This is a genomic window from Synechococcus sp. RC10B2, from assembly GCF_047502635.1.
In genome coordinates this window covers 14861-28215 of sequence record NZ_JANSHO010000041.1, presented here as the reverse complement: position 1 = coordinate 28215, position 13355 = coordinate 14861, and the positions used below count along the sequence as shown (strand labels likewise).

Annotated in this window: 13 protein-coding genes; 2 read left to right on the top strand and 11 right to left on the bottom strand. The window is 62.4% G+C overall.

Annotation, left to right across the window (positions count from 1 at the left end):
• Window positions 1-28: 28 nt before the first annotated feature.
• From NW855_RS04815 to NW855_RS04800, 4 genes are all read right to left on the bottom strand, one after another.
• The gene (locus tag NW855_RS04815; RefSeq protein ID WP_414508437.1) at window positions 29-1141 is read right to left on the bottom strand and encodes a cytosolic protein; all 1113 of its coding nucleotides are present in this window, start codon (window positions 1139-1141) and stop codon (window positions 29-31) included.
• Window positions 1142-1150: 9 nt separating this feature from the next.
• The gene (locus NW855_RS04810) at window positions 1151-2377 is read right to left on the bottom strand and encodes an MFS transporter (protein WP_414508490.1); all 1227 of its coding nucleotides are present in this window, start codon (window positions 2375-2377) and stop codon (window positions 1151-1153) included.
• A 25-nt stretch (window positions 2378-2402) separates the two neighbouring features.
• Window positions 2403-3476 carry a Gfo/Idh/MocA family protein gene (locus NW855_RS04805; protein ID WP_414508436.1) on the bottom strand — a complete coding sequence of 358 codons (1074 nt, stop codon included), beginning with the start codon at window positions 3474-3476 and terminating at the stop codon, window positions 2403-2405.
• A 74-nt stretch (window positions 3477-3550) separates the two neighbouring features.
• Window positions 3551-4183, bottom strand: a complete 633-nt coding sequence (locus NW855_RS04800; protein ID WP_414508435.1) for a histidine phosphatase family protein — start codon at window positions 4181-4183, stop codon at window positions 3551-3553.
• A 200-nt stretch (window positions 4184-4383) separates the two neighbouring features.
• Here NW855_RS04800 and NW855_RS04795 point away from each other — a divergent pair, with 200 nt between their 5' ends.
• Window positions 4384-4734, top strand: a complete 351-nt coding sequence (locus NW855_RS04795) for a tetratricopeptide repeat protein (protein WP_414508434.1) — start codon at window positions 4384-4386, stop codon at window positions 4732-4734.
• A gap of 62 nt (window positions 4735-4796) precedes the next feature.
• Here NW855_RS04795 and NW855_RS04790 read toward each other — a convergent pair whose 3' ends face one another.
• The 3 genes from NW855_RS04790 to pdhA all read right to left on the bottom strand — a co-directional run bounded on the left by NW855_RS04790 (window position 4797) and on the right by pdhA (window position 7016).
• Window positions 4797-5018 carry a helix-turn-helix domain-containing protein gene (locus tag NW855_RS04790; protein ID WP_414508433.1) on the bottom strand — a complete coding sequence of 74 codons (222 nt, stop codon included), beginning with the start codon at window positions 5016-5018 and terminating at the stop codon, window positions 4797-4799.
• Between the two features lie 50 nt (window positions 5019-5068).
• Entirely contained in the window at window positions 5069-5878 is an 810-nt protein-coding gene (locus NW855_RS04785) for an HTH domain-containing protein (RefSeq protein WP_414508432.1), read from the bottom strand.
• 109 nt (window positions 5879-5987) lie between these two features.
• Window positions 5988-7016 carry a pyruvate dehydrogenase (acetyl-transferring) E1 component subunit alpha gene (gene pdhA, locus NW855_RS04780; RefSeq protein WP_414508431.1) on the bottom strand — a complete coding sequence of 343 codons (1029 nt, stop codon included), beginning with the start codon at window positions 7014-7016 and terminating at the stop codon, window positions 5988-5990.
• Window positions 7017-7068: 52 nt separating this feature from the next.
• Between pdhA and NW855_RS04775 the strand changes: the two genes are divergently transcribed.
• Complete coding sequence (locus tag NW855_RS04775) at window positions 7069-7917, top strand: SDR family oxidoreductase (RefSeq protein ID WP_414508430.1); 849 nt, start codon at window positions 7069-7071, stop codon at window positions 7915-7917.
• Window positions 7918-7980: 63 nt separating this feature from the next.
• Here the strand turns inward: NW855_RS04775 and NW855_RS04770 are convergent, their stop codons facing one another.
• The 4 genes from NW855_RS04770 to NW855_RS04755 all read right to left on the bottom strand — a co-directional run bounded on the left by NW855_RS04770 (window position 7981) and on the right by NW855_RS04755 (window position 13355).
• Window positions 7981-9948, bottom strand: coding sequence for a DUF5916 domain-containing protein (locus tag NW855_RS04770; protein ID WP_414508429.1), 1968 nt, complete (start codon window positions 9946-9948; stop codon window positions 7981-7983).
• Between the two features lie 42 nt (window positions 9949-9990).
• Window positions 9991-10737: an ABC transporter permease gene (locus NW855_RS04765; protein ID WP_414508428.1), complete on the bottom strand. Its 747-nt coding sequence runs from the start codon at window positions 10735-10737 to the stop codon at window positions 9991-9993.
• On the bottom strand, window positions 10734-11672 hold the full coding sequence (locus tag NW855_RS04760) for an ATP-binding cassette domain-containing protein (RefSeq protein WP_414508427.1): 939 nt from the start codon (window positions 11670-11672) through the stop codon (window positions 10734-10736). Before NW855_RS04760 ends, NW855_RS04765 begins: the two co-directional genes overlap by 4 nt.
• A 954-nt stretch (window positions 11673-12626) precedes the next feature.
• Window positions 12627-13355: a glycerophosphodiester phosphodiesterase gene (locus NW855_RS04755; protein WP_414508426.1), complete on the bottom strand. Its 729-nt coding sequence runs from the start codon at window positions 13353-13355 to the stop codon at window positions 12627-12629.

Sequence of the window (13355 nt, the reverse complement as noted above, 5' to 3'; positions counted from 1 at the left end):
TCAGGGGCAGGGGGCGCGCTCCTTGCCCCTACACTTGCTCTTCCAACAGGCGGCTCAACTGCTCGGCGAATGCCTGCAGACTGCCTGCCGACAGCGCGACATCGTACAGCGCGTTTAGCTGCGCCACATCGTGAACCGAGCGCACCTGCGCCTCCAGCGACTCGGGCACATCGCCGTACAGCCCGCGCAGGAGCTTCAGCAAGCCGTCCTGCAAGCCGCGCTCTATACCTTGCTGCAAGCCCTGCTGCAAGCCTTGTTCCAAGCCCTGCTGCAAGCCCTGCTGCAAGCCCTGCTGCAAGCCTTGTTCCAAGCCCTGCTGCAAGCCCTGCTGCAAGCCCTGCTGCAAGCCCTGCTGCAAGCCCTGCTGCAAGCCATCACGCAACGCCTTCCGCTCCATCACGGAGAGGTACGGCGTGCCCTTCTCGCGCTTCACCTCTTCCAGCAGCTGCTCGTAGCGCTCCTCAAAGATCTCAGGCAGTACCATAACCCACTCCAGTAAGCGTATCAGCTCTCCAACCTGCTCTTCAGTATACCCTCGATCCAACGCCAGACGCACCAGCTCCAGCCGCGACTGCAGTATGAACTCCGCATCGGACGACGCCTGCGCCCGACGAAACGCCACAAACAGCAACGCGCACGGATTGGGGTTCGCCAGCAATTCGGCTTCGTCCCATTCGAGGAGCTTCACGGTGTAAAACTCGAACTCCAGGCGGCAACCCGCCAGCGAACGCTCGTACTTCGTTGGACGCCAGTGCGGATTCTTGTCTGCTAAAATCGCTATCGTGACGATGGGACGACGGTAATAGAGCCACAGCGCGGCGTCATAGGTGTAGGTGCGTTCAGGGAACAGGCGATCTGGACGCGACTGCACCTCGATGTGAATCAAAATCCACTGCTCTGTTCCGTCCCTGAAGTAGACCCGCACAAGTTTATCAACCGTCTGGCGTCCTGTGCGGCTTTGACGCGCGATGCGCTGCAGTTCCGCGTCCAGAAATTCGTACCCGCGCTGCCAGTCTATCAGCCCGTGGAGTTCTGGGTGGATCATCTCAATCAGCTGCGGGAAGAAGAGACGAATCAGTTCCTTCCATGGGCTGTCTTGGTCGTGCCGTTTGCGTTGGGCGGCGCGCTTCCGTGCTGCCATAACACAATTCTACCCGCCGATACTGGTCGCACGCTCGCGTTTCAGCACGAGCCAACTGAGCGCGGAGCCGAGCGTGAGCATCAGGGCGCAGCCAATAAACGGCGTGCGGTGCGCGGGGATAGCGATGTCGCCCAGCGTCAGGGGCACATGCTCATACAGAAACCCGCCGAGCAGCGCGCCGAGGATGCTGCCGACGCCCTGCGCTGTGCCCGCCGCGCCCAGCATCACCCCGCGCCGTTCGGGGTCGATCTCACTCAACTCTGCCATCCACGCGGCGAAAGTCAGCACGAAGCTAATCGCGCCCAGCGCGGCGGCGACCAGTACCCATGCCAGCGGTGGCTGCGAGGGCGCGACCACGCTCCACACCACGCCTGCCGCCAGCGTCAGCCCAAGACGGATGCTGCGCGTGCGTCCCAGCCGATCGGCGAGCCGTCCCAACGGCAGGCTCAGCGCGGCAATCGCCAGCGCAGGTGCGACCAACCCCACCCCAAACAAGGTCTCGCTCACGCCAAATTCGTCCATCGCGTAGAGTTTGACCAACAGCATAATCAGCCCGATGCCGAAGAACACCACGAACGCCAGCAGCATGTGTCCAGGCGCAATCCGCAGCGCGTTCAGGAACGCTCGTAGCGAGAGTTTCTCGCCCGATTTGCCGTCTGCGCTGTTGGGCGCGCGCCCGTCGCGCGGGTAGAACCGCCACGCAATCAGCGTCGCTACCGTGAACAGGCACGCGGTGAGATAGAACGAGGCTTGCTTCGCGCCCGTGAGGTCGTTCGCCAGCCCGCCTGCCAGCGGTCCCAGCGCAATGCCCGACATGTAGGTCATATTCAGGAAGCTCATCGCCCACGCCCGCTTGTGCGGGGGCACCGAGTCGCCAATCGCGGCGTAGACGGCGGGCCAGAGCATCGCCGCGCCCAGCCCGTCCAGCGCACGCAGCGCAATAAAGTGCAGCGGGTGGCTTGCCACAAGCGTCGCCAGCGAGGTGAACACCGTCAGCAGCGGTCCCAGCACGATTAGCCGACGCCTGCCGATATGGTCGCTCAGCATCCCCATCGGCGCGCGGAAAATCGCCTCCACAAGCAGGAACACCGAGCCGACCACTGTGATAGTCGACTCGCCCAGCCCGACCACTTCCCGCAAATAGACGGGCATCGCCGAGATATTGAGCGTCACATAGCCCAGCTCGGCGAAGCCCGCCATCACCACCAGCGCCCAGAACGCCGAGAGCGACTTCACAATCCGCAAAGGGCGCGCCCGCCGCTCAGTCTAACCCAACATCGATGCGCACCTCGCGCCCCGTCGCCGACGACTCGTAAATCGCGTCCATAATCGCGTTCAGGTAGTAGCCATGCTCGCCAGGGATGGGCGCAGGCGTGTTATTCCGCACTGCCTCCACGAACGCCTCGACATTCGCCTGATACGAGTTGACATTCGGCAGGTTCGCAGGCTCGATGTTATATAGCGTGCGGTTCTGCTCGGTCGCGATACGCACAGGACGCTCGCTCATCGGGTCGGCGAACACGCCGCCCTTATCGCCCAGCAGCAGCGTGTTGAACTCGTCGCGCTCGATATTGGCGCAGAAGCTCGACTCCAGCGTCACGGTCGCGCCGTTTTCGAGCCGAATCAGCCCGACGGCGAAGTCTTCCACGGTGAACTTGGTGTGATCCCACTGTCCCATCAGCCCGACGACATCGGGGCGGTTGCCGAACTTGGTGTAAGTCGCGCCGAACGCCGCCACGGGCTTGGGGTAGCCCATCAGCCACAGGGTCGTGTCCAGAATATGCACGCCGATGTCGATGAGCGGTCCGCCGCCCTGTTTCTCCTTGTCGATGAACACGCCCCAGCCTGGGATTCCGCGTCGGCGCAGCGCATGGGCGCGCGCGTAGTATACCTCGCCCAGATTACCCTCCTGCACGATGTATTTGTGCAGGAACTGCGCGACGCCCGAAAACCGCCACTGCAGCGACACATGGAGCAGTTTGCCCACGCGCCGCGCGGTTTGCACCATCTCGCGCGCCTCGTGCGCGTTGCGCGCCAGCGGCTTCTCGCAGTGCACATGCTTGCCCGCCTCCAACGCGGCGATGGTCGCGTCCTTGTGCAGGAAGTTGGGCGTCGCCACGACCACAACATGGATGTCATCGCGCTGCACCATCTCTCGATAGTCGGTATAGACATGGGGGATATGGAATCGCTCGGCGGCGGCGCGTGCGCTCTCTTCGTTCACATCGGCGACGGCGACCATCTGCACGCGATCCGAGAGCCGTGCGTAGCTGGGCATATGCTGCCCTTGCGCGATTCCGCCTGCTCCGATAAAGCCTACGCCTATCTTACTCAAGTTCGTCGCTCCTCCTTCGTAGCGTGTGGCGACCTGCGTCGCCTAAGCCTAAAACCGCACGGTAGTATACCTTATCAGAAGCCGTCCACTGACGGGTCGTTCAGGTGGTCGGTGTAGTTCAGCAGGCTCACATAGAGTCGCTCGCCCGCCCGCTCGACGATAGAGACGCCCGTGTTATCCAGTCGGATGCGCCGATAGGTCTGGATGTCGCCTGCCAGCGCCTCGCAGAGCAGGATGCGCAAGCTGCCGCCGTGCCCGACCACGACCACCTCGCCGCTGGGGTGCTGTTCCAGCAGGCGGTGTCCGAACGCGCGCACGCGCTGCCAGAACGCCTGCATCGGCTCGGCTTCGGGGGGCGTGCCCATCATCGGGTCGTACAGGTAGGTGAAGTGATGGTCGGGGAAGCGTTGCTGGATTTCGTCGCTGGTCAAGCCTTCCCACAGTCCCCAGTGTCGCTCGCGCAGGGCGGGTTCAGGGTGCAGCGGTGCGCCGAGCGCGTCGGCAATCGCCTGCGCGGTGTGCCACGCCCGTTGCAAGTCGCTGCTGTAGACGGCGACGGGTTTCTGGATGCGCACGGATAGCCACTGCGCCGCCTGCTGCGCCTGACGCCAACCCACCGCGTCTAATGGAGTGTCGGAATGTCCCTGAATGCGTCCCACTTGGTTCCACGCGGTCTGCCCGTGTCGCACCAGATAGATTCGCAGCATGCACCTTACAGTGTACCCGTTTTTCGGGCAGATTTCACGAAGTCGCCGCCCTGAATCGGCAGGAATCGGCGATCGGGCGGCGTATATGCAATTGTCCCGACGCGGATTGGGGTATAATACGGCGACGGTACTTGCGCCGCTCGTGCAACAAAGGAGCTCTTATCGGTGATTATCGCATCCTATGGAGGTAGGCACGAGACATGGGCGACCCAAAACAACTGATAGAACAGGCGTTCGCGCTCAAAAACGAAGGGCGCTACGAGGAAGCAGAGCAACTGCTGAAGCAGGCGCTGCAGTATAATCCGAACTCGGCAGAGGCGCATCACCTGCTGGGGCTGGTCTACTGCTTCACGGGGCTGTTTGACGAGTCGATTCAGGAGCTGGAGACCTCTGTGCGGCTGAACCCCGAAGCGATTCAACCGCGCTTAGACCTGGCGTTGACCTACTCCATGCTGGGCTACGAGCCAGAAGCCAAGCGCGAGTTCGAGGAGGTGCTGCGACGCGACCCGTCCAACGAGATGGCGCGACGGCAGATCGTCTACTTCAAGTAAGCCAAACGCCCCTGAAACTTCAGGGGCGTCCGCTGGCGAACGGGTACAGGTATTTTCCTTATCTACGGTACTCCGACGAGTTCGCGCTCCTCGGCAACGCTTTCGGGTTCCAGCGTACAGTTGAGCGAGCTGCCAAAGAGCTTGTACAGGACATTCAGTGAGGCTTGTTCAACCTGTTCCGTGGTAATCCCCAACTGGTCAGCGATCGCTTCGGCGTCATGCCCCTGCGCAAACAGATGCAGAATGTTCCGCTCACGCTCCGTCAGTCTCGTGTCCATCGGCATAGACCTCCTTTGGTACTGAAGGGATTATACCCGCTGCGGGGGCGGGTGTGTCAAGTCGAATCGCGTGTCTCGCGAAAACTGGCAGGAGTGCGGGTTCCGTTGCGTGCGCCGTTGCGGGGCAGCGGGGTCACGACGGTCTCGTAGCCGTTGGGGGTGCGCCGAATGTAGCCGCGCGATTCGAGTTCCTGCAGGTAGTTATACAGCGTCTGGCGCGAGCAGCCGAGCGTCTCGGCAAGCTTGGTGCGCGGCAAGTTCGGGTGCTCATACAGCAGCCACAGTAGTTGCTCCATCGTGGCTTCTTTGGCGTGCCCGTTGCCGTTGCGCTCCATCGGCTGCACTAGCGCGTACCCATGCGCTGGCTCCGACGGCACAGGCTCGGACGCTTCAGGTTGGGGCGGCGGCTCCGCAGGCTCCGACTGCGCCTGCACCTTCAGCGCGTAGTTGCGATCCTCGCCGATAATTTCGATGAGCGCGAACATGATAATCGGCAGCGTCACCGACAGCAGGAACGGACGCAGGAACACCACCATCTGGTCAAACGCGCTGGCGGTCGGTAGCGGCTGCTGGTGCATAATCCCGTACAAGTAGTTCGCATACGCGCTGATGAAGGTCACCAGAATCAGCACGCCCCATAACGGCAGCGTCGGGCGACCCTGCCGCTTGCGCAACTGGATGCCATACGCCAGCCCCAGAATGCCCAAGTCAATCCCTAACGCCTGCACATAGCCCCAGACGAGGTTGCCGCCCTCTAAGGTGCTGAAAGTGTACGCCACATGGTGGACGCTGCCCGCCAGCACAAACAGCGTGACGACCACCAGCAGCGCGGTGGACAACGGCATGTCTTTCAGTGAATCGCGCATCAGTGTAACCTCCCTGTTCTTGCGCCCCAGATAGCGTTTCGGTTCGGGGGAAGGCGAAAGATTCCTGCCCCCGACAGCGATTCCTGCCAGTTATGCAGTGGTCTACGCCCTAATCCGCCAGCACATGCATGTAGAGTTCGCTGGGGTCGGGGTCGGGGCTTTCGTCGGCGAAGCGGGCAGCGTCGGCGACCTGCTCGCGCGCCTGCTCGTCCCAGAGTTTCAAGTCCGCCTCCGTCGCCAAGTTGTGCGCTAACAGGTACTGCTGCAGGTTCGTGAGCGGGTCGCGCTTGCGCCACTCTTCGACCTCTTCGCGCGTGCGGTACGAGCCAGGGTCGGTGATGTCCGCTGCGCCGTGCCCCACGAAGCGGTACACAATCGCCTCCACAAAGTACGGCTCTTGGTGGGTGCGCACATGGTCGATAATCGCCTTCGCCTCGTCCAGCACATTCAGCAAATCCATCCCGTCGATTTGCTTGCTGGGGAAGCCGTAGACGCTGGCGCGTTGCGCGAGATTCGGCACAGCGGAGTGCAGCTCAACGGGCGTGCCCATCGCGTACTTGTTGTTCTCCACGATGTAAATCACGGGCAGTTTCCACAGCCCTGCCATGTTGAGCGATTCGTGAAGTAGCCCTGCGTTCATCGCGCCGTCGCCGAAGAAGCAGAGCGTGACGCCGCCCGTCTCCTCGTACTTCTGGGCGAAGGCGACGCCTGTGGCGATGCCCGTCACATCGCCCACGATGCCGTAGCCGCCGAGGAAGTTGTTCGCCTTGTCGTACAGGTGCATCGAGCCGCCCTTGCCGCGGCACAGCCCCGTGACCTTGCCGTACAGTTCCGCCATCACGGCGCGCGGGTCGCTGCCGAGCGCCAGCACATAGGCGTGGTCGCGGTAGTGCCCCAGCACGCGGTCTTCAGGGCGCAGGTGGTGGATAAAGCCCAGTGCAAGCGCCTCCTGCCCGATGTAGAGGTGCAGATAGCCGCCAATTTTGTCTTGGCGGTACGCCTTGTCGCAGTGTTCCTCAAAGCGACGGATAAACAGCATCTGCTTGTACAAATCGACAATCTCTTGCGGGGTCGGGGTGTAGCCCCGCTTGGGCGATTTCGAGTTCGTAGCGGTCTTCGCGCGTTTGGTCGTCTTCATGCCAGCCTCCAGAGTCGGCATACAGTGTACCCGAACGGGGTATGCTATTGCTATGCCGACCTACACCGATTTGCAGGGGCGCGTGGCGATTATCACGGGCGCGAGTCGCGGGATTGGGCGTGCGATTGCGCTGCGGCTGGCGCGCGAGGGTGTCGCGGTGGTGATTGCTGCCAAGACCGCTGAGCCTGACCCGCGCCTGCCCGGCACCATCTACACTGTCGCGGAGGAGGTCGCCGCGCTGGGTGGGCGCGCGCTGCCCATCCGAGTCGATGTGCGCGACGAGAACGCCCTGCAACGCATGGTGGACGCGACGCTGCAGACCTTCGGGCGCATCGACATCTTGGTCAACAACGCGGGCGCGCTGTGGTGGTATCCCGTGCTGGAGACGCCGCCCAAACGCTTCGACCTTGTGATGCAGGTGAACCTGCGGGCGAGTTTCGTCGCCTCCCAACTCGTGCTGCCCACGATGATCCGGCAGCGCTGGGGGCACATCATTAATATGTCGCCACCGATAGACCTCAGCGTGCTACCGGGCAAGGTCGCCTACATGATTTCCAAGTTCGGGATGACGATGCTGGCGTTGGGGCTGGCGGAAGAGGTGCGCGAGCATAATATCGCGGTGAACGCGCTGTGGCCCCGCACGCTGATTGAGAGCCAAGCGACGATTGCGTGGGGGCTGGGCACGCCCAAGCAGTGGCGCAAGGCGGACATTATGGCGGACGCCGTGTACGAGTTGGTGCGCCGCGAGCCGCACACCTGCACGGGCAAAGCGTGGATCGACGAAGACCTATTGCGCGAGGCGGGCGTCACGGACTTCTCGGTCTACAACTGCACACCCGATGGCGAGCCGATGGAGATTGTCTGGCAGGGCGTGCAGGCAGGTCGGCGCGAGGGGGGATAACACGCTGCCGCCGAACGCGCGAGTTGGCTGCGAAGCAAGCTGTGGAACGGTTAGACCTCTCCACTACTCCAGAGGCACGACAATTTTGAGCGCGACGCGGCTTTGGGTGCGCGCAGCATTTGGCAGCCCGAAAAGCAGATATACCTCCTGCCCCGTGCGCAACTGCTGCGAGTAGGTCAGGTAAAAGTTGTTGGTGGAGATTGCCGTGCCGCCGCTCTCGATGCGGTTGTTGACCCAGCGTCCGCCAATGACTTGCTCAGGTGTCAGCTCGTAGTTCAGCGTTACTATCGCCTGCACCGACTGGTCGCGTGGGCGGTCGCGGTAGTCTATTTGCAACGCCTCAAAAGTGACGCCCAGCCGCAGTCGTGGCAGCGGCTCCAGTCGCTGCTGCACGGATACATACCGACTGCGCCCGCCGTTCTGGTCGCCCACGAGCATAAAGAGAAGCCCACTGCGGGAGGCGTCCAGGAAATTCCACTGCGCCAGCAGTGCGCCGTAGCGGTCGGTGTTCGGCGGGCGACGCAGGAAGTCGAACTGCACCCCGTAGGCGACTTGAGTGCGGAGGTAGACTTGCGCGCCGACGCTGACGCCTTCATCGAGAATCCGCCCGTCGTAGAGCGTCCGTCGCTTGCCGCTGAGGCGCACGCCACGCGCCAGCACGAACTGCTGGGGCTGCTCTACATAGCTAAGGTCGATATCGTAGCCGCGCCAGCCGCGCTCTGGCACGAACGCCAGTCGTGGCGCGAAGTTGGGCGAAAGGTCAGTGTAGGTCATCTGCAGCCCCAGTTGGCGTGGGGGTGCCTTGCGCGCCAGGCGCACAAGCGTATAGTCTCCCTCACGCGCGCCCGAAAGCATGGCACGCAGACCGTACAGTTGCCACTCGCCCGCGCCCGTAAGTTGCCCAATCGCGCCCTCTACGGCGGCCAATTGCTCGCGGCTTACCCCATCCAGCGTCGTGAAGGCGACCCCCAAAAACGAGGAAGGGTTGAGGCGATAGCGTGTCTGACCCGCCGTGAAGCGGCTGCGTTGTGCGCCCTGCTCATATTCGCCGCCCAACAGCCCGTACTCCAGCGCGCCTGACTGACCGAACATCTTAAGCCCTGCCCGCAGTTGCGGCACGCGCACGGAATAGAAGAGGCGCGTCGGCGGAAACAGGTTCTCGCCCTCCGTGAAAAAGGGGCGCGTCTCCCTGAGGAACCGCTCGGTGTACGAAAAGTCCACAGACGCAACATCGGCAGCAATCGTGGAGAAGTCAGGATTCACGGTCAGCAAGGCGACCTGCCCCTGTTCCGAGCGCCACTTGAGGTCGATCCCCATCCGAGAGCGGCTCGTTTGCGCGTCCGATTCGCTGAGCAGGTAGGGCAAGGCGACAATCGGCGGGCGTTGGCGTGGAAGTTCTAATGCGCCCCAGCGGACCTGCAGCCGCAGGTCATAGAAGTTGCCCGCTTGGGGAAACACATACACGGCTTGTGAGCGCGGGATGTGGCGCGCCAACGCCACGCCGAAGTATGGCTGCCCCGCACGGTAGCGCAGCAGGCGGAACGGGATGCGCATCTCCACGCTCCAGCCCTGCGGGGTGCGTTGTGCAGCCGCTTGCCAGTCGCCGCGCCAGCGCACATTCAGCGGCGCGCCTGCGGGCACCTCCAACCGCTGCGTGCCCAGCGGGTTCACAACGAACTGATACGGCGTCAGTTGCTGCCCTTGCGGGTCTACCGCGAAAATCACGCGGTCATCGTTTTCCATGTCGCCGTCGCGTCGCCGTTGCTGCGCACGGATTGCGCTCGGGTCAGGGTCGTCGCATATGAAGGCAACATAGATGGCGTCTGCCGTGTAGCCTATAAACGCGCGCGTCGTGAACTCAGCCGCCCGACCCTGCACAGGGTCATAAAACGAGTCGATACGCAGGGCTTCTGCCCATTCCGCCTCGTGTACGACGCCGTCTATCACAGGCGGCTGCACAAGCCGTTGCGCAGGGATGGTCGCGGGGTTCACGAGTTGCGCCCACGCGAACCCCATCGATAGCGTTCCCACATATAGTCCGACTCCTCGCATAGGTTCCGTCCCCCTGTTCGCTTATGCGTACCGTCCCAACAGTCCCAGTTGGCGCGCCCAGCGCTCGCAACGCCGATAGACCAGCGCGCCAACAAGCAGCAGCGTCGCCGTGCGTGCAACCTCGATGCCCAGCGCGGTCGCGTCGGGCAGCGCACCTGCCTGCACCCACTGCTGCAGCAGCCGCCACGCGGGTCCCAACGGCGCAAGATTCCCGACGCCCTCCGCAGGCGCAAGTAGAAACACTACCAGCGCCATCGAAACAACCTGCATCAGGTCGCCAATCCGCTTGAAGCGCAACGCCAACCCGCCCATCGCCAGCCCCAACGCATATGCCTGCCCCACCAGCAGCAGCGTCATCACCCCAAACGCAGGCAGGTCGAACGGCAGCCACACGCCTGTGATTGCCATCGTCGCCAGCAGCCCTACCGCCCCAAACAGCGCGACGCTCAGCAGGTAGCTCACCATATGCGCCAGCGTCGCCATCACCAGCCCGAACGGCGAAAGCGCGAGCTGCTCCAGCGTGCCCGTCTGCGACTCGGTGAGCAAAAACGCCGCAACGCGCTGAAACCCCACATTCGTCAGCATAAACGCATAGTAGCCGATTACCAGCGCGGCATAATCCGCCTGCGGCGCGCCGAACGCCCGCACCCCAAAGTAGAGCATCAGAAACAGCATCAGCGCAAACGCCAACGCTGAAAGGGTGTTGAGCCAGTAGTGGCGCATCTGCACCCATTCCGCGCGTAGGCACGCCCAAAACAAGTACCTCATGGCTGACGCGCTACCTCCAGAAAAACCTCCTCCAGACGCGGGACGACGGTCTGTACCGACTCGATGGGGACCTGCTCCGCTTCCAGCAGGCGCATCAGGGTGTAGAGGCTCCGTGCGTCGTGCGCGCGGAGGGTGATGGCGCGCCCATCAAGGGTCGCTTCAGGCAGCTGGGCGCGGATGGCATCCTGGAGCGTCTCGGAGAGCGGCTGTGCGGTGGTGATTACGAAGGCGCGTTGCCCGAACGCGGCGCGCAACTCATCAGGGCTGCCCTCGCGCGCGAGCGTGCCCTTGTGCAGAATCAGCACGCGGTCGGCGAGTTGTTCCACCAGTTCCATCTGGTGCGTGCAGAGCAGGATTCCGCGTCCTGAGTCTGCCAGGGCGCGCAGGGCGTGTCGCAGGTCGCGCGCGGCTTCCACATCCAGTCCCAGCGTCGGCTCGTCCAAGAGCAGCAGGCGCGGCTCGCGGATGAGCGCAACCGCCAGCGCAACTTTCTGTTGCATCCCGCGCGAGAAGCCGCCGACCAGCTCGTGCGCTCGATGTGCCAGCCCCAGCCGTTCCAGCAGTTCGCCTGCGCGCCGCCGCGCCTGCGCGGGCGGGACGCCTGCAACCCCCGCGAAAAAGAGCAGGTTCTCCCACGCGCTGAGTTGCCAGTAGATGTTGCGGCTGCCCTCCAGGACCGCGCCGATGTGCGGCAGTGCGAGGCGCGGCTGGCGGATAGGGTCATACCCGCACACCGTGATTTGCCCGCTGTCAGGCAGCACCAGCCCCAGAATGCACTTTACGCAGGTGGTCTTGCCCGCGCCGTTAGAGCCGAGCAGTGCGACAATCTCGCCTGTATGTACCGTGAACGAGACGCCCTGCAGCGCGGGCGCACACGACTTGCCAATACGATAGGTCTTGTGCAGCCCCTGCACCTGCAACAGTGTGATATGCACTTCTGAATCGTCCCCCAATGGCTTTCCTTTCGACGAAGGTCGTCTCGTTCCCTGCTGCTTTTTTGTGCAAATGCGCGTTGGTGGCTAATCTCACGAAAGGCTCGAGATGAGAATAGTATGGGTGACTGCCAAACGCCTCCAGGGTAGGGATGGAGTCGGGGACGCCCAAACGCCCAAGTGCTACTAATGTTGCCGCCCAGAGATGTGTATTGTAAGGAGCACCCCACGGCATACCTCGCACAGGACGGAAAACCTCTAGTGCCTTCTCCTCCTTAGCGATTGCCTCTTGCAGAATACCTATCAGGAAGGGCGCTTGTGCGACATCCTTGCTCAGTCCAATCTGGCGGACACGGTAAATTTTAGCACAGATTGTTGGAATACGGTCGTCTAAGGCAGGCGCGTAGCGCTGCTCGGAAGGATTTACTCCGACACGACCATCTAAGGTAGGCACTGTGCGCTGCTCAGACGGATTTGCTCCAACGAAAGATATCCCGAGTCCGAGCAGACATACTCGCATCAACAGTCCGTTTCGCAACCATCTGTCACACAAGCTGTGAATGTACCTCCTTCTCAAGAGTTCCATGTTATACCAATCGCCAAGCCAAAGTTCACAAAAAACAGCAGTTGATGACCCCCTCCTTAAGGTTCCCCCTGCTCGCAGGGGGAACCGAACCCTCACGGTTCCCCTCGCGAAGCGGGGGGAACCTAAAGGAGGGGGGGCAATTCATAAACTCTGAACGCGCGATTGGTATAAGAGTCTATTCCTATTCTGGAAGTTGAATATATCGCCCGATTGCTGCTCGCGAAAGCATATGCAGTATTACTGACGCTCCTGACGCCAAAAGCGTTTCAAAGTGTTCTCTGTTTCACACTTCGGTTCAAGCACCCGCTGACGCTCTGACTCGTCCAATCGCGCCCACATCGTTTCGGTGGAGTATCTCTGGTTAGTTGGCGTTAGCGCACGGGGTCATCCGTGATAATCGCGTCCACGCCGAGTTGGGCGAGTTCGCGCTTGCGCTCCGCGTCGTTCACGGTCCACACGACCATCTTTTTGCGCTGTTGGCGGGCGCGGCGAATCGCCTCTGCGTCGACCAGCGTGTGTTCAGGATGCAACGCCTCGTGGCGCACGCCCCACCGCCGCCCATCCTCCAACAGCATGTGGGGCGTGTATCGGCTGATCAGCATGCCCAAGCGGATTTGGCGCGACTCTTCGGTGAACCAGCGCAGCGTGTCCAGACTAAACGACGAGACAATCACATTCGGCATCAGGCGATACTGCTCAATCAGCGCCAGCACCGTGCGCACGATCGGGCGGTCTTCGGGGTAGAAGGTCTTCATATCGATGTTGTAGCGTGTGCGGTTGCCGAACGCTTCGAAGACCTCCTTGAGGGTGGGGACGCGCTCGCCTGCGTATTTTGCGCCGTGCTTGACGCCAGCGTCGTACTTTTGGATTTCCGCCGCGCTGAGTTGGCGCACATCGCCTGTACCGTTGGTCGTGCGTTCCAAGTTGGGGTCGTGAATCACCATCGGAACGCCGTCTGCGCTGGGGGTGATGTCCAGTTCGATGCCGTCTGCGCCCATCTCCAGCGCGAGACGGAACGCGGACAGCGTATTCTCTGGGGCGTGCATGCTCGCGCCGCGATGCCCGAAAATCAGCGGGCGCTTGCCCTCCCAGAAGCGCAT